The organism is Prolixibacteraceae bacterium, assembly GCA_019720755.1.
GTDB lineage: Bacteria > Bacteroidota > Bacteroidia > Bacteroidales > Prolixibacteraceae > Halosquirtibacter > Halosquirtibacter laminarini.
Genome location: CP081303.1, coordinates 3,207,501 through 3,225,926, shown reverse-complemented (window position 1 = coordinate 3,225,926; position 18,426 = coordinate 3,207,501). Strand labels below are relative to the sequence as shown.

Below are 18,426 nucleotides of genomic sequence, written 5' to 3'. Positions count from 1 at the left end.
TACAAAACTTGCATTACTTTTATCATATATTCTTAAATGTAGCGGCACAACAAAAAAATCTTAAAGGATGAACAAAATATTTCTATTTCTAGCATTAATCACCCTATGCTCATGTGCCACGGAGTATACAGAAGGGAAAGGACCAGTAGTTGAAGCGCAAAAAGTTGAGATCGATGAATTTGATCAAATCATTATTCACTGGCCATATAAAGTAGAGTTAAAACAAGGCGATATAAGCTCAGTGGCTATTACATCTGAACAGAATATCATTGATTTAACAAACAAAAAAGTTGTGGATGGAGTTTGGGATTTGAAACTACCTCAAGATGATTACCGTAACATAACACCTGTTGTCTATATTACAATTCCGAATGTTTCGAATATTACAACTCTAAGTAAAAGTCAATTAGTTATTAGTCCTTGGGATACGAAAAATAACGACATCACTTTTAAAATTGAAGGTGGAAGAGTCATTGGGAAGAGCCCATTTATGGCAAAAAATATTCATATCTCCACTACGAATGTTGGCGAAATAGCAATCCCTAAAATCACATCTGACTCTATCTTCATACATTCAGATAATTCTCGAGAAATATCTTTGCAAGGAACAGCTAATTATGTTCACATTAACCAAATTGGAAATGGGACAGTAAATATGCCAGGAGTAAAGGCAGATACCGTGATCGTGAATCAAAAAAATGCTTCTAAAGCTATCGTCTATGCAAACAAGCTTCTTGACATCACTATTGATGGCTATGGCAAAGTGAAATATTATGGAGGAGCAGAAGTAAAAGAAAATATAAATGGGAATGGTATAATCACCAAAGGATAAAGTCATTCTAAAATATGTTTTCTCTATACATATAAAAAAAGGTCTCAATAATTTTATATTGAGACCTTTATTATTAAGATAAGATCAAAAGAGTTAGAGCTTTCTACTGCATTTGTGAATACCAATGATAGATCTTCTCAACTCCCTCTTGTATGCCAATTTTGTAACTCCAACCTAGTCTATCAAGCTTCGAAGTATCGGTTAATTTCCTTATTGTTCCATCAGGCTTTGCTGTGTTAAAGAAAAGATCCCCATCAAATCCAACAATATTTTTAATTAAATTTGCCAAATCTTTAATTCGTATCTCTTTTCCCGTTCCAATATTTATATGTGTATTTAATACAGGAGAATCTTTTGCTACATCTTTAAAATCAACATGTTTCATCACATAAACACAAGCATCTGCCATCTCTTCACTCCATAAGAATTCTCTTAGTGGGGTTCCTGATCCCCAAATCTCAACTTCTGTTTTGCCATTGCCCCCTTTTCTTACACCATATTTATCTAGGATCGTGTTAATGCAATTTTCATCGGAAGTATGATCTACTCCTTCGATTGGATTACGTAATAAATCTTCGCGAATAGCATCCCAATTCTCTTCATCTAAACATCTTCCCAAATGAATTTTACGGACCAATGCGGGTAAAACATGACTCTTCTCTAAATCAAAATTATCATTAGGTCCATACAAGTTGGTAGGCATCACACTTATAAAATTGGTCCCATATTGAAGATTGTAGCTTTCACACATCTTTATTCCTGCAATTTTAGCAATCGCATATGGCTCATTGGTATACTCAAGCTCAGATGTTAGTAGGGCACTCTCAACCATTGGCTGGGGGGCGAACTTAGGGTAAATACAAGTACTACCAAGAAATAAAAGTTTCTTCACTCCATGAAGATAACTAGAGTGAATCACATTGTTTTGGATCATCATATTTCCATAGATGAAGTCCGCTCTATAAGTTGCATTTGCAACAATACCACCAACGACAGCAGCAGCTAAAAAGACATATTCAGGCTTCTCTTTTTGAAAAAATTCGTCCACTGCACATTGATCAATAAGATCTAATTCAGAGTGTGACCGACTAATCAAATTTGTATATCCCTGTTTTTTTAGGCTCTGACATATAGCAGAACCAACCAGGCCATTATGACCCGCTACATATATCTTACTATCTTTATTCATCGATTTTTCAATTACTCATAATAATTCATTGTAGTAAAACCACCCTCTTTAAGATAATTATCTTTCTTAAACAGTTTAATATCACTAGCCATCATCTCCTTAATCAATCCATCTAAATCATATTCGGGTTCCCAATCTAGGTGTTTCTTACATTTTGAAGGGTCTCCAATCAACATATCGACTTCTGTTGGTCTGAAATACGATACATCCACACCAACAATAATAGACTTCTCTTTAGTACGTAAAAGAATCTGTTCAAGATATTCCTCTCCCACTTTCTCAACAAATATATCTTGATCTACATGATTCAAATATCCTTTCTCTTCTACTCCTTCCCCTTGAAACAAAATCTCTAGACCAACATCTTTAGCAGCCTTTTTAATGAAGTCTCTGATAGTTGTAGTAATCCCTGTTGCAATAACATAATCATCCCCTTTTTCTTGTTGAAGAATTGCATGCATCGCTCTTACATAATCTTTTGCATGTCCCCAGTCGCGTTTAGAGGATAGGTTACCCAAATAGACCATATCCTGCAACCCTAGAATAATTCGGCTAAGAGCTCTTGTCACTTTCCTCGTAACAAAGGTTTCACCTCTAAGAGGCGATTCATGGTTAAATAAGATCCCATTAGAAGCATGAATACCGTAAGCCTCTCTGTAGTTTACAGTAATCCAATAAGCATACATTTTGGCAACCGCATATGGAGATCTTGGATAAAAAGGTGTAGTCTCTTTTTGTGGAACCTCTTGAACCAATCCATAAAGCTCAGAAGTAGATGCTTGATAAACCCTAGTTTTGTTCTCAAGACCAAGAAGTCTCACAGCTTCTAAAATCCTTAATGTACCAATACCATCGGCATTTGCAACATACTCAGGCATATCGAATGAGACCTTAACATGACTCATCGCTGCCAAATTATATATCTCATCAGGTTGTATTTCCTTAATTAACTTAGTTATATTCATCGAATCAGTTAAATCTCCATAGTGTAGAATAAAGTTTCTATTCTCCACATGAGGATCTTGATATAGATGATCAATTCTATCAGTATTCAGTAACGAAACACGACGTTTCATACCATGAACAATATATCCTTTCTTAAGAAGATATTCTGATAAATAGGCACCATCTTGCCCAGTGACGCCAGTTATAAATGCTACTTTCTTTGACATGCTCTAAAATATTGTGGTATTTTTGATATATTCTTATTTAGCAATACAAATAATGGAAAACGGAAACGATTCTGTTTCATTATAGAGTAATCCTCCTTCGATTTTCGAATAATACTCTTCAAGCTTCTATTTGAAATTCCTCCTACTCTCATTTTAGATATGACTTCAGATAAATATCCAAACTGATACCTATTTGAAGTGAGAATTCTAACCATAAAGTCATAATCACCTGAAATACGATACCCAATATCAAACAACCCCATTTGATCATAAACAGACTTTTTAATAAAGAAAGTTGGATGTGCAGGCATCCATCCTCGATTAAGTAATCGTGGAGAAAAGCAACAACTTCGCCACACCCGAATGCTCTTTGAACTATTTGACGAATCTATATACTCCAAATCACCATAAACTCCATCATAATCACTTTTTCTAATAGTATGAACAATTCGACTTATCGTATCTGGATGTGCAAGAAAATCATCTGAGTGTACAAAGCCTATAAGATCACCACTACTCATCAAAATCCCCTTATTCAATGCATCATAGATTCCATTATCTGGTTCGGATAATATTGTTCTCTTCCGTGTTGAAATAGAATTAATAAGCTCTAAAGTATTATCTGAAGAACCTCCATCAATAAATACATGCTCAATATCTTGATATGTTTGATCATTCACTGACTGGATTGCATCTTTTACTTTACTAGAACTATTATATGTTGCTGTAATTATGGATACTTTCATCTAATAATAATATCATTAACTTCTTTGATATATCTTAACGGAGAATATTTATTCTTAGCCTCTAAAACATTATTGAATTTCAATTTCTCTACTTTCAATTGATCTTTTACCAATTGAATAATCCCTCTACTTAAAGAATTTATTGATTTTGGTTCAACCAAAATTCCATTTGTATCTTTAATAATCGAAGGTATTAAATTGTGGTTTGTAGAAATAATTCCACACCCTGCTCTCATTGCTTCTATAATCGATATCGGAAATGCTTCTGTTCTATGAAAAGTTGGTAGAATGAAAATGTCTGAATCTGATAATAATTCAATCTTCTTACTCTGAAATACCACCCCTTTATATACTACTCTAAAGCCATTATCATTCAACAACTTAACTTTATTCTCGAATTTAACTTTTACTTCCTCAGATGACATTAAATAGTCATCAAGAAACTCTCCTGCAATATTTAATTCAAAATCATTCTTCAAGTCTTTCATCTTTTCAATCGCATCAAGTAGGATAAAAATTCCTTTCGATTGCATAATATTACTCAAATACAACAATTTCATTCTTATACCAACACTAGTTAATGGTGAAATTTCTAAGCTTGGGTCGTAACAATTCTCGACAATGGTAATATCCATCTTAGGAAAATCTTTGAACTCACTTATCATATCTTCATGCAAAACGATAGAAGTATCAACCCAAGCATAAGCATAGATGAATAGTTTTCTATGGATCTTGCTTAAAGACTGTGAGTATTGATAGAAATCAAATCCATGTAAATGGTTTACAACAGGGACTTTCCATAATCTAGAACATAACAATAATAGAAGGTCTCTGATCCCACCAAATTTGCTTCTAGAACAGGTAAAATAGACACATGTAAATCTCTTCGTTAAAAAACCCAAAACAATTGAAAAAAGAACATATATCATGGAAATAATTTTACTAGAATACATTGTCGTATTTACGACATATATACCTGACAAAGAATCACAAACAACACTAAATGCAAGAGACTGACCTGTTATAGGTAGAGGTAATGGCCCCATTAATAAAATCGTATTCTTTTTCATATAATACAAAACAACTCTTAATCTATTGATGAACTATCTTAAATTTATAATGTTCGTTGATTTTTCTAAAATCGAACTAATCTGTAGTCATGTATATCATTGTAATAAGATACTCTATATTTCTGGACTAGTGTGCTCTTCTTTTTACAGATTGAACAATCTAAATAAGGCTTTCTAAATAAGGCTTTCTAAATACCATTGATAATTTTAGTATCCATCCACTTAACAATTCTATTCCAATGATTTTTTATTGTTCTTGCTACATTCTTAATAGGGTTCAATCTTGAATGTGTTGCCCAATAATACCATTATTTCAGCAGGCATTCAAACTCGTCTAAGATATTAGCATAAGAATAGATATCTTGGGAACTTTCTCTTATGCGTAAAATTCAAAAACTTTTTAATTTACGATAAGAAATCATCAGATCATTAAAAGACTCCTCTTGCTTTGTTATATAATTCTCTTTATTCCTAAAAATACAAATAACGGAGTCCTTTTAAACACTTTTCTTCTTTATATTCAAACCATCTGACACGATCTACAGCTTCATTTATAAGTTTTATAATATGGTATTCATCAAATGTGATCGATACGTTAGGCAGATGTTTTTGAACCCTATTAATAAAGGACAGTGACATATCACAACTGACTTGTTTTATTGGATCTGAGTCAATATATTTATTCTCTTCTGTCTTATAAGGAATAACCTCATAAAATGATGCAATAGTATCTGATCCTTTATTTTTCAAGACATGTACCGTTTACATTTCTTTTAATCAACAAATAGCGTCACATAGTTATCTGCTTTTTCTCATGGAATCTCATCAATACCTACAATCTCAAAATCATTATAAAACTCTGTAGATCTAGACTTCTCGATACAGGGCTTGTTCATGAAATTTAAGCAGCGAAGACATCGTGTATTTTATCAGTATTGTGCACAAGTTCTTCTCTTAAAATATTTAAGTTGTTGTAACTATTTATTTCCATTAACTTACTGCATATAAATAACATAATAGAGGATATCGATTTTTGCAATCCATGATCTAAAGACTTTAATTTGTCTTCTCCAAAATTAACATCACGAATACGATTCATTATTTCTATTTTCCAATGACCTCTAATAGCTCCAGCAATTTCATCAATTTTCCCATTATAATTTGTGATATAATATCGTGTTTCTGTACTCCTTTTATCTCTCTTTACATTATAACTCTCTCTTGTCACTTTAATCATATTACATATGCCACTATTACACCATCTAGGATCTAACATTTCTGTATTTATTGGGTATATTTCGTACCTCCTAGAGTCTATTCTTCCATGTGACTTGTCTATTTCTGTCATCACATCATCTACTTTTATATGATTGGATGTATGTACTAAGTCATCCTTTAATTTCTGCTGATTGGACTTTATTTGAGTTAAATAGAATCGACTATTTTGGTGAATATTAGACAACAGATTTTCTGAATTATGCATTGCATCTAGTGTTACCTTTGCCTTCTCTGGCAACTCAAGAATATGATCATAAACAATGTTCTTTTCACTCTCTTTTGTTCCATCATAAAAGCCTAATAACTGCTGTATATTTGTGTTATGACCAATAGAATAAACAATACTTAACCCTCTCTTTTTATTGCTTTTAGAATCTATACTTCCTCGAAGTTCCTTCCCATCAATAGATATCCATTCTGTAGAAGAGTATACTTCATCACAAATTGTCAAAAAGGAATCATAATCAAATTCAGATAGGATTCTTGTTAACTGAACTCGACTTATACAACTGTCGATATCTTTATGCAAACAGATACATAGTTTCTCGTAATGACGAACCATATTGCGATGAATTTTATTCATACTTAGATGACCATAACTTGTCAGAATTGAGATAATAAAAAGAGTGATAACAAAAGCCAATTCGTGCTTAAGTCCTACATGACTCCTATTATCTACCAATTTGACTTGTAATTTCTCATAAAATCTTCTAATTTCGGCACTTGAAAGGTCGTTATCCATAATTTATATCTGTTTTTACAAATCCAAATATAATATGAATAGTCGACCTTTTCTCATTTAAATAATTCATGAACAAGCCCTGCTTCTCGATATACTTAGTCAATAAAGTCCATAATTTATCATCCTCCTTTAAGATTGGATACCTTATGTATTGGCATATTACTAAACAATGGTAATAATAATGCCATAAACAATATGCTCTCAAGTAAACCACTGAATAGTTAGTATATATTACAGACTAATACTGCTCATACTCCTACTGGATATCCAAACAATCTCCAAACAGTCTATTCATTGACTTTGGTTTAAATGGAACCATACCAGAGGATGGATGAAAAGTCATCTCTCCAACAAATAGCCTGTTATCAGAAATGTACCAATCAATACGAACAAACTTAAAGGGTTGAGCTAGAACTTCAGATAATTCTAACATCTTATCAAGTAAAACAGGTCTTTCAATCAATTTCATGTCATTAGGATAAACAATTTGAACTGGGACAAATTCCCAATTCCGATCATAAAGGTTTATTTTATGAAATTCAGGTTTGTCTGTATCTACTTGAATGAACTTTGCAACACCATTAAAAACAAATACCTTATAATCTAATAAGAATTCTTGATCTGAAGATTCAAGTAATTCTTCAATTAATATCTTTGGTTTAATATCCTTATATTGCCATTCCCGGCCTGCCCAATAATAATTTTGGGACATTGCAGATTCTAAAGTTAACTTAATGTGATTAAAGTAATTCTCAGATAGATTGAATTGGTCTACACAAAATGTAGTTCCACTGTCATGATTTGCTTTAACCATACACGGTTTTGTTGACAATTTTTCAATCGTAAGATCTGAACATTTATCAATTACATGATAAGTTGGTATTACATACTGTTCTCCTATTTTTTCAGATACAAATTCTTTAACCAATACTTTATCCGCACAAATAGTGTGAAGCCTTGTTCTATCATTTATTTTTAACCAATTAAGTTTTTCATTAAAAGTTTGTGGCCTTAATAAATTAAGGAATGCCCCATTAAGATATAAATATTGGATAGTCAGATATATGGAATCTGGAAATATTTTTAACATTTTTCTTCTCATGATATGCATAAATAATTGTATAAAGATTTACAATCAAAACTACCTACTTTCATTTGCTGAACTTCTAAACTCTTTAGATTTAAAGAACAGTTCAATCACGCCAACAAGGATCAAAATAAATATTGACACTTTAATATCTTTAAATAATAATAAAGAACAACTAAGAATAAGAAATAGTACGGCTGAAAAAAATGTATAATACAAGACCCGTTTTTGTGCTCCAATAGAAATGAAGTAATAGTTTAGTAGAGTATTTAACGGAGTGATAATTAATAGAGGGCTGATAATTTTCAACAAAAATATACTTGAATACATTTTATTAGATCCCAGAAATAAGACAACTTTATCTCCGATGATAAGACAACCAAATATCCCAATACTTCCAATAATAATTGTCAAGAGTATTAACTGTTTGAATAACAATACTGATTTCTTACTCTTGATAACCCGAGGTAAAGCTACAATAGGTAATTGATTATAAAAATTTAAATATATATTCACAATTTTTGAAGATAAATCATAATATGCAACAATTGTATTAGAAAAGAATATCCCAGATAAGATAACAATACCCCTGTCCCTTAATAATAAAGAAAATTGAGATAAAAAAAGAGGAGCTCCAGCCTTAATCGTATACAATGATTTTTGTAATGATGGTACACTAGGTTTGAAATTATAGTCTTTATTAACTATAAATAAACCTATAACAATTGCAACAATATGACCTATGAAATAACAAACGGGAATTAAATAATGGTCCACCTTTGTCTGTACAAAACAAATAACAAGTCCCGCACCTAGAAGGCGAGTTATCAATATTAAAATAGACATTACTTTCACTCTCTCAACTCCTTGAAAGAACCATAAAGGAATAAACGAATCATACAGCAATATACCAAAAGAATAAAAATATAGAGGTGTTGTTCTGAAATCATTGATAAAAATGAAACCTATTGTAAAATATATAATTGCACATAAAATCAGTAATAAAAATCGTATGAAATAGATAGTACAGAATACATCCCCCAACTCATCATCACTTTCACACTTTGAAATATCTTTAATACCTATCGTATTTAAACCAAAATTAATAATCAAAGAAAAATATTGCACAACACTTAAAACAAGTACAACTTGCCCATATAGATTTGCACCTAGGCGTCTAATCAAGATCGGGTAAACTATTAATGGAATCAACATGTTTAAAACATGAGCTGTTCCAATGACCGAAAAATTTTTGAAAATCTTTTTTATATCTGAATTTAATAGATTAATCTTGTTCATTATTTAAATACATTTCACTAGTTAATTACAAATAAACATCAAATAGCAAAAAAGATGTAAGGAATAACACTATGATCTTTAGTCTAAACCAGTTAAATTATTATTTAACGTATATAATACTAAAGATTTATTTAAATTATTCAGTATTATTATATTCTCAGATATTTAATAATTTTCTTAACTATTAAATGAAATAGATAGCAAAATATTGTCATCTTAAATAATGCAATTTGGTTATACCCAAACCAACGAGGATATAAAAAAAGCATAAAAATTAATACAAAAAGCAACGATTGCTTAGGTACTCTATAAAATCTTCGAATTACCAATCCAATGATTGAACCGATTAAAATTGAACCGAAGTTCCCTAAGAATAAGTAGTAATATGTTGAGATAAGGGTACCTCCCCCTGTATTTGCAAAGGTTTTTTGTATCGAAAATACGATATTAGCATCCTTAGGAAGTAATGAATACGGCAAAAACAGAGCCATACAATTATAGAAGAATAATTTTGTTCTAGCAAATAAGCCAATTTTTTCAGCATATTGTGTAAAAACAGACGAAGCATATACAATATCATTCTGATTGCCAAATGCAAAGGATAAAGTCTTCATAAAATCATTCTCAAATGGGGCATATAATAATTTTAAGACACTGCCATTCTTGATATAATATATAAACCGTGTTCTTAAACATGCTAATACTAACAAGATATAGAATGATAATAATATAATTGCAATAATTGTTTTCAGACTAAAATGCCGTGAATTAGTATCAAAAAAAAGTAAAAAAAAGAGTAGAAACATCTGAACTAAAGCAATGCGTCCACCATACAGCATAAATTTTAGAACGATTATGAATGTAAGAAAAACAATTAATCCTTTTTTAATCTTCTTTCCACCACTATATATAATTCCAAGAATTGTAAAAACCACATAATACTCAGAGAATCCACCCAAAGAAGTGACCTCTCCTCTTCCATATCCTCCGGATGATATTATCGACTCTCCTGAAATCCCAAAAAAAAGAAAAAAGAAAAGCATAAAAACACAAATAGTATATATTGTATTAGATTTGTATTGAGGTATATGACTTCGTAAAAAGAAACGTTGTTTTATTCTAGGAGTAAAGAAATACAACGGTATAATAAACAATAAATACGAAAAATAAACTTCTGAATAGAGATCGATAGATTGATATTGAACTCTTGCACCACCTGGAATATTACTATAAAAAAGAGGAAGACTATTAACAACATATGTAAACATAAAGATTGCCATTACAAATAAGGGGGCAAAATTTCGTACTCTTACAATATATAAGAATGAGAATAATAATACAAGAATATATATATACACTTTAAATAACAGATAATAAATTAGCTACAGAAGAAACAGTTGAAATCTTATTTCCCAACTCATGACTACGTTTTGCCATCACATTTAATTCAACTGAATCAAGATTAGTTATTCTATTCATTTGCATCACCAATGAATTAACATCCTTCGGATCAAAATCAAACCCATTATATCCATTTATCACAAAAGAGCTTCGACTTCCAACGTTTTTACTTATCAAAATAGGATATCCAGAAATTGCAAATTCATGTACAACAACCCCCCAAGGCTCTTTAATACTTGGAAGTACAAAACATCCATTATTTTTTACTAACTCAATCAATTCCTCAGAATCAACAAAAGGAATAACATCTATATCAAATTCATGGTAAGCATTTATATTGAAATCACCACCAATTAGTTGTAATTTCCATGGTTTTTCATTTCTATTTGAATATATCTTATAAGCATCCAACAATAAATTCACATTCTTAACCTCCGCATTTCTGCCTACATAAAAAAATGTTCGATCATAAGACGTAAGAGTAGTTCTATATTTATACAGATTTGAGTATACCGTTGAATTTGCTGATAAGCAATCCATTATAATTTGATCATTTCTAAAACCTAATCTTCTAGCATATTCAAACTGTCGTACTCCTGCAACCCACATATAGCTACAAAACTTCTTATGGTAGAAATTAGCAATTATACATGCCACATATTGCCTAAAACTCCCATACCATGGTGTATCTGAACCCACAATAACTTTTAGGCCAATATTCTTAAGATATTTGCATATTTTAATATAATCTTTGTCAATCCAACCAGACATATAAACAATATCATAATGATTGTCATTTGCCATACAAATAATCTCGGAGATTGTAATTCTACTCTTTGGAAAAAAATTAACGTCTAAAATGTCAGGCATTTCATAAGGAGTCTCTTTACAAGTATCCCAAAAAACCACATCAATTCTATAAGAATTTTTCACTAATTCTATAAAAGTTGAATATTGATAATTTGCTAACTCTGCATAAAGATATAAGATAGATCGTCTCATAAACTTTTGATTTTCTTCATTAAAGAATTAACTCTTGAATTCATCGAATGGTTATTACATGTCCAATAATAAGAATCCGAAACGATCTTATTTCGTTCATCTTCATGCTCTAAATAAAAATCAATCTTAGACATGAGACTCTGAAGATCATTAAAAAACACTATATGTTGTCCCTCTTTAAATAATTCACAGGCTAACTCTTTACTGAAAACAGATAACATCAATGTATTAGTCATGGGTATTTCAAAGTTTCTCCTAGTGTATCTATCGTTGTTTAATTTAGATAAAAACACTAAAGCAATCTTTGCCCCATTAAGATACAGATTATACTCATTTTTGTACACAGGAATTATTTTATACCCTAGATAACTACATATTTCCTTATAATATTTTGAATCACTCCATTTTGTGCCAAATATACGTAGGTTATATCCTTTACGTAACAGTTCTACTAAATAATAATCTCGTCCATCATCTTCAAAATGACCTATAAAAACCACATCTGACTTATAATTATCTTGAATATCAATAATGGGATATATGTGATCAGAAAATGAGGGTAAAAAAAGAGATGAATCTATTGAAAGTTGCTGAAGAAACTTAAGATCTAAATATCTATAGGCCAAGTTTAAGGAAGATTCACGACAACATTGATGATACAATCTCCAAAAATACCACGGATATTTATTTGAAAATGCACAATCATTGTTGTATGTAATAATTTTAATGTTAGGTAAAGTCCTTTTGATTCTTCTTAATGTCTCACCTTTTATCAATATAGGTCTATATAAAAAAACGATATCCACCTGATTCTCTGAGATGAAGTCAACTAAATCATCATTAATTTTTTTAATTAATCTTCCATATCTAAACTTAATTTGACAAAACTTCAAAACATTCTCTATTGTAAACTTAAACCTGTTGATAGATGGATGTGTAATGTAATCATAATAAGGTCCAAGGGGAAATGAATAAATTTCATTAACAATACCATGAAAAGATTTACGAAGACTTTCTTCATATATATCATAAGCAAAGTCTCCTACAATAAGGAATTTTATATCAATAGATGAACTTACTTTAACACTTGAATTATTCATACATATCCTCAAAAAATAGAACAAATTCTACGATTAAATATATCGAGCTTTTTAAAATAAAGGTTAAACTATTATTTAAGTTTATGAAATTATCCACTTATTGACTATGTTTTTAAAAACTAATTTCATTATTACAATCAAACATCCTGATATTAAACCAAGGAACAGGCTTATAATACAAATATTAACTCTGTTAGGGTCACTCCTATAAAGAGGAACAGAAGCAGGTTTTAATACGACAAAAACAGGAGTATCTTTTTTAAGCTGAAGCTTTGCATGTTCATATTGTTTAGCAAGTTCAGCATAAATAGTTTGACTTAGAATATACTCAGAGTTCAATCGATCAAACTTAATATTACCCAATACAGTTGAAACATGCATATTATTATCTTGGTACGTGGCTAATTTTAGCTGAAGCATTTCTGTTTCTTTCTTCTTTGACAAATATCTAGTTTCAATCTCTTCCAAATCAAAAAAAGATTTCTTAGTTCTGAACTCAATAATTTTTTTTTGAAGAAGATGTAGATAAATATTGGCAATCTTAGCAGTAACTTCTGCTGAATTAAAGTTAGTCTCAATCGTAATGCATTCAGTATCCTCATCAATAATGAGATGAACTCGTTCGTTCAACCATTTCATTGTAATAAATTCATCTTTAGAATAACTACCTGATTTAAAATCAGAAACCTTATCAAGCCCCACATCATCACTAACGAATCCCATATATTTTTTAGGAAAGCCTAATATCCGTTTACTAAAAAAAGAATTCTTAGTCATTTCTAACCGATTCCGATATTCTATTAATGTAACTGAATCCCCCTCAAGAAATAACTTACTATACATTAATTCTTTCTGGAATGGGACACTAGAAACGACAACAGGATACAAAACGATAGGTACAATAGTCATTTGATTCTGAGAAGAAAAGTTGACCCCAGCCATAGCAGCAAGACCTGAAAACCCTCTTGTATTTGTTTTCGACTCCTGTGTTATAAAAACAGTTCTTGTTTTATAAACATCCTTGGATTTTATTGCTATTAAAAACCCTATAAAAATAAAAATACCTGAAACGATCACTACAATGATACGTTGACTCCACACATGCTTTAGTAAAGGGATTAACTCAATTTCAGTACTATTTTGTTGAGTATTTTCTTTGTTGTATCCCATAAATATATATTAATAAATATACAGACTCATTTTATCGAAAGGAGGAAAATAGACAATGAGAATAATTATTATAATTCTGCACTACCAATTCCTTGATATTTGAATCCTATTTTAGACATCATTGTTCTGGTTAAAATATTTCGACCATCAAAGACGAAAGCAGGTTTATGCATATTGTCATATATCTCTTGCCAATTATATGATTTAAATTCATCCCACTCTGTTAAAATAGCTATGGCATGAGCATCTTTTAAAGCACTATAAGGATCATTATAGACTTTGACTAGATCACGAACTTCTTCTTCTGGAAGAGATTCAAAATCATGATTATTAACAAATCGATATTTTTGTAGATACAGTAAGTCTTGTATAACTTGTTCTGAGTTCACTTTTGGATCATATACATGAATCTCAGCTCTGTCTTGCAATAATTTATCTGCAACGTAGATTGCAGCAGATTCACGGGTATCATTAGTGTCCTTCTTAAAAGCCCAACCAAGAAAACTTATTTTCTTTCCAGATACAGTGTTAAATAAGGTCTTAATAATATTGTTTGCAAAGCGATTCTTTTGATAATCGTTCATCTTAACTACCTGTTCCCAATACTCAGCAACTTCAGGTAAATTAAAATAACGGCACAAGTATGTTAAATTCAAAATATCCTTTTGAAAGCATGAACCACCAAAACCAACAGACGCATTTAGGAATTTAGATCCTATACGACTATCCATCCCAATAGCATGTGAGATTTCTGCGACATCAGCACCAGTTTGTTCGCATAAAGCAGATATTGCATTAATAGAGCTCACCCTTTGAGCCAACATGGCATTGGCTGTAAGTTTAGATAATTCAGAAGACCATACATTCGTTTTTAGTACCCGCTCTTTCGGTAACCAATGCTCATAGATAGAAGAGATTTTTTCTAAAGCACTTAATCCAAAAGGTGTTTCATCAGATCCTATTAAAACACGGTCAGCATTCTCTAAATCATCTATTGCTGTCCCTTCAGCAAGAAATTCAGGATTAGATAATACAGTAAAACTGTGTTTACTATCTTCAGCTTCTAAGATTCGTCTGATACTTTCTGCAGTACGAACTGGCAAAGTCGATTTTTCAACAACAATCTTATCACCATTAGAGTACTTAGCGATTTGACGTGTACAAAGTTCAACATACTTAAGATCGGCTGCCATTCCTTTACCTTCACCATACACCTTCGTCGGAGTATTTACAGAAATAAATATGATATCAGCACGCTCAATTGCTCCTTTTACATCAGTAGTAAAGAATAAGTTACGTCCTCTTGCTTTTTGTATCACCTCTTTTAATCCAGGTTCATACACAGGTAAGTTATCTAAATTGGAATCATTCCAAGCATTAATTCTATCTTTGTTAACGTCAACCACTTCCACATCAATCTCTGGACAATGCTTAGCAATAACAGACATGGTTGGACCTCCAACGTAACCTGCTCCAATGCAGGCAATATATAACTTTTTTTTACTCATCACTTTTATCATTTCATATTAAATAAAGGTACAGATCCAATAATTTAATTCAAAGTATTAACCAATTAATATTGGTTCATCCACATTTTGCGTATATATCTTGATGCATTGCTTTTATTTTTAACATAAAAAAATCTAAGTCACGATAGCCATATGCTTGTCTTTTTAAGGTTTTAATCTTGTTATTTATTCCTTCTAAAGGCCCCGTGGAGATATTGCACTTATACCAATTTAAAATTCCTGTTTTGTGTTTGGTCAATAGTTCTACCATTTTCTTAAGCCGTGGTATTTCAGTCTCATTTGCCTCTTCTATCCATTGTTTAAGTAATTTTGAAGCGTCTCTAATATTATCTTGATTCCATAATTCCCTTAATTCTTCTTTCAAATAATATGCGTAAAACAAGGTGGTATTCGTTTCTAATACTTTTTCAAGTCTTGAGTCTTCCCCTTTCTGAAGGTTGAGATTCTCTGGGTTCTTTAACAATAGCCAACGACTTCCTTTTAAACTTTTCTTGATAACCTTATCCTTCTCTTTGTTGTAAAGATCTCTTCTAATTTTACTTATAGTCTCATTTAGTTTCTTTATTATATGGAAATGGTCAAATACCATAGTAGCTTTAGGTGCATTGGTCTTTACTGAAAGGATATAGGCAGCTGACATATCAATAGCAACAGATTCTCTTTGGACTTTATTGATCTTTATTCGTTTCCAAAATGGAACCAATGATTCGGAACCTTTACCTTTTCCTACATGCAAAACGACTCCTTTATCTAAGTCATATACACAAGTCATGTATACATGTCCCTTCCTCACTGCGAATTCATCGATAGCAATATGTTTCACCCCCTTTAGCCCAGGAGAATGATATTTTGATTTTAAGTGAGACTTAATGATATCTTTTACAATATTCCAGTTAAGATCTAAAAGTCGACTGATTGATTGAATCGTCATATGAGAAGAGAGAAGTAAAACCATCTTCTCTAAAGATCGAATATAGGACTTCTGCTCTTTTGCAAACCTTAAATGTTCCTGACGTACGATCTTGCATTTCTTGCAATAAAGGCGTTGAACATCTATGATAATAACGCACTTCTTTTTGCCTATCATTGGCCCCTTGAAACTACGTTCAACAACTCCACAACAAATAACATGCATTCTTTTATAGCGACTACAACGTAGTTTGTCTTTTTTTGTTTTAACTTTAAGTTGGATGGTATCTCCAACATAGGATGTGGATAACAATTGCTGGTCTTGTAATCCTAAACAATGATATATACTACTGGTATTCATAGTCTATAGCGTTTTATATAAGAAATAACTATAGAATATGTTTACCAGTCTTTTTGTTCATATACGCAATTCATGGAAGAACCAATGTAAGAACATTCAAACACAGCTTCGCCACTTAAGTCACATAAATAACTTATTAACATTACTCTAAACGTAAAATTATAACAAAAATTATGACTGACTTTAAAAGAATTGACTCTCTTCCTATAAAAAAGTGTTTCAATCGATCTTTTAGAGAAAGAACGATAATATAGAAGAGAGTATAATAGGATAGAAAGTCTACAGAAGAAATCTTGACAAGAGAAATTAGAATCAATTGTAATGTATATAAAAACTAGTTCTATTCTCATAAGATATAGACATCAAAAGGAATAAAATTTCCCTCTGAAAAGTATAGACACAAAAAAGCTGACTCTTTAAAAGAAGCCCCTTTTATTAAAAGGGCGGCGACCTACTATCGCCCATCTCTGCAATAACCTCAGCACCATAGGGCTTAACTTCTCTGTTCCCAAAGGGCAATAAATTCGGGAAGAGGTTCCTCTTGCCAATATTAGAAGATACATCTCTTTATTTCTAAAACGATAGCATAGTTATATTTCAGAAAAGTATAGACACAAAAAAAGCTAACTCTTTAAAGAAGCCCCTTTTATTAAAAGGGCGGCGACCTACTATCGCCCATCTCTGCAATAACCTCAGCACCATAGGGCTTAACTTCTCTGTTCCCAAAGGGCAATAAATTCGGGAAGAGGTTCCTCTTGCCAATATTAGAAGATACATCTCTTTATTTCTAAAACGATAGCATAGTTATATTTCAGAAAAGTATAGACACAAAAAAGCTAACACTTTAAAGAAGCCCCTTTTATTAAAAGGGCGGCGACCTACTATCACCCATCTCTGCAATAACCTCAGCACCTTAGGGCTTAACTTCTCTGTTCCCAAAGGGCAATAAATTCGGGAAGAGGTTCCTCTTGCCAATATTAGAAGATACATCTCTTTATTTCTAAAACGATAGCATAGTTATATTTCAGAAAAGTATAGACACAAAAAAAGCTAACTCTTTATAAGAATCAGCTTTTATTAAAAGGGCGGCGACCTACTATCGCCCATCTCTATATTACCATTGGCGAGATAGGGCTTAACTTCTCTGTTCCCAAAGGGCAATAAATTCGGGAAGAGGTTCCTCTTGCCAATATTAGAAGATACATCTCTTTATTTCTAAAACGATAGCATAGTTATATTTCAGAAAAGTATAGACACAAAAAAAGCTAACTCTTTATAAGAATCAGCTTTTATTAAAAGGGCGGCGACCTACTATCGCCCATCTCTATATTACCATTGGCGAGATAGGGCTTAACTTCTCTGTTCCCAAAGGGCAATAAATTCGGGAAGAGGTTCCTCTTGCCAATATTAGAAGATACATCTCTTTATTTCTAAAACGATAGCATAGTTATATTTCAGAAAAGTATAGACACAAAAAAAGCTAACTCTTTATAAGAATTAGCTTTTATTAAAAGGGCGGCGACCTACTCTCCCACATCT

The 18,426-nt window shown here is 31.5% G+C and carries 16 protein-coding genes and 1 rRNA gene (1 of these 17 cut by a window edge); 1 reads left to right on the top strand and 16 read right to left on the bottom strand.

Translation table 11 applies throughout. The features are described 5' to 3' along the window. Positions 1-67: 67 nt before the first annotated feature. Entirely contained in the window at positions 68-832 is a 765-nt protein-coding gene (locus K4L44_12710; GenBank protein QZE13436.1) for a DUF2807 domain-containing protein, read from the top strand. Positions 833-935: 103 nt separating this feature from the next. Here the strand turns inward: K4L44_12710 and K4L44_12705 are convergent, their stop codons facing one another. The 16 genes from K4L44_12705 to rrf all read right to left on the bottom strand — a co-directional run. After that, on the bottom strand, positions 936-2,021 hold the full coding sequence (locus K4L44_12705; GenBank protein QZE13435.1) for a GDP-L-fucose synthase: 1,086 nt from the start codon (positions 2,019-2,021) through the stop codon (positions 936-938). 11 nt (positions 2,022-2,032) lie between these two features. Beyond that, positions 2,033-3,193: a GDP-mannose 4,6-dehydratase gene (gene gmd / locus K4L44_12700; GenBank protein ID QZE13434.1), complete on the bottom strand. Its 1,161-nt coding sequence runs from the start codon at positions 3,191-3,193 to the stop codon at positions 2,033-2,035. Continuing rightward, positions 3,178-3,939 (bottom strand): glycosyltransferase, encoded by a 762-nt coding sequence (locus K4L44_12695; protein ID QZE13433.1) that lies wholly within the window; start codon positions 3,937-3,939, stop codon positions 3,178-3,180. The genes gmd and K4L44_12695 overlap by 16 nt, the downstream gene beginning before the upstream one ends. Then, the gene (locus K4L44_12690; protein QZE13432.1) at positions 3,936-5,009 is read right to left on the bottom strand and encodes a glycosyltransferase family 4 protein; all 1,074 of its coding nucleotides are present in this window, start codon (positions 5,007-5,009) and stop codon (positions 3,936-3,938) included. Before K4L44_12690 ends, K4L44_12695 begins: the two co-directional genes overlap by 4 nt. Before the next feature lie 188 nt (positions 5,010-5,197). After that, positions 5,198-5,290: a transposase gene (locus K4L44_12685; GenBank protein QZE13431.1), complete on the bottom strand. Its 93-nt coding sequence runs from the start codon at positions 5,288-5,290 to the stop codon at positions 5,198-5,200. A gap of 190 nt (positions 5,291-5,480) precedes the next feature. Continuing rightward, a complete protein-coding gene (locus tag K4L44_12680; protein QZE13430.1) occupies positions 5,481-5,759 on the bottom strand; it encodes a transposase in 279 nt (92 codons plus the stop codon). Between the two features lie 151 nt (positions 5,760-5,910). Next, complete coding sequence (locus K4L44_12675; GenBank protein QZE13429.1) at positions 5,911-7,029, bottom strand: ISAs1 family transposase; 1,119 nt, start codon at positions 7,027-7,029, stop codon at positions 5,911-5,913. 256 nt (positions 7,030-7,285) lie between these two features. Next, positions 7,286-8,131 (bottom strand): hypothetical protein, encoded by an 846-nt coding sequence (locus tag K4L44_12670; protein ID QZE13428.1) that lies wholly within the window; start codon positions 8,129-8,131, stop codon positions 7,286-7,288. A gap of 39 nt (positions 8,132-8,170) precedes the next feature. Next, complete coding sequence (locus tag K4L44_12665) at positions 8,171-9,415, bottom strand: oligosaccharide flippase family protein (protein ID QZE13427.1); 1,245 nt, start codon at positions 9,413-9,415, stop codon at positions 8,171-8,173. Between the two features lie 149 nt (positions 9,416-9,564). Next, on the bottom strand, positions 9,565-10,683 hold the full coding sequence (locus K4L44_12660; protein QZE13426.1) for a hypothetical protein: 1,119 nt from the start codon (positions 10,681-10,683) through the stop codon (positions 9,565-9,567). Between the two features lie 91 nt (positions 10,684-10,774). Next, a complete protein-coding gene (locus K4L44_12655) occupies positions 10,775-11,818 on the bottom strand; it encodes a glycosyltransferase (GenBank protein QZE13425.1) in 1,044 nt (347 codons plus the stop codon). Beyond that, the gene (locus K4L44_12650; GenBank protein QZE13424.1) at positions 11,815-12,918 is read right to left on the bottom strand and encodes a glycosyltransferase; all 1,104 of its coding nucleotides are present in this window, start codon (positions 12,916-12,918) and stop codon (positions 11,815-11,817) included. The genes K4L44_12655 and K4L44_12650 overlap by 4 nt, the downstream gene beginning before the upstream one ends. A gap of 81 nt (positions 12,919-12,999) precedes the next feature. Next, entirely contained in the window at positions 13,000-14,088 is a 1,089-nt protein-coding gene (locus tag K4L44_12645; GenBank protein QZE13423.1) for a hypothetical protein, read from the bottom strand. Positions 14,089-14,156: 68 nt separating this feature from the next. Continuing rightward, positions 14,157-15,596 (bottom strand): nucleotide sugar dehydrogenase, encoded by a 1,440-nt coding sequence (locus K4L44_12640; protein ID QZE13422.1) that lies wholly within the window; start codon positions 15,594-15,596, stop codon positions 14,157-14,159. A 76-nt stretch (positions 15,597-15,672) separates the two neighbouring features. Then, complete coding sequence (locus tag K4L44_12635; GenBank protein ID QZE13421.1) at positions 15,673-16,887, bottom strand: ISL3 family transposase; 1,215 nt, start codon at positions 16,885-16,887, stop codon at positions 15,673-15,675. 1,510 nt (positions 16,888-18,397) lie between these two features. Next, positions 18,398-18,426: ribosomal RNA gene (gene rrf, locus K4L44_12630) — 5S ribosomal RNA — on the bottom strand (it continues 82 nt past the right edge of the window).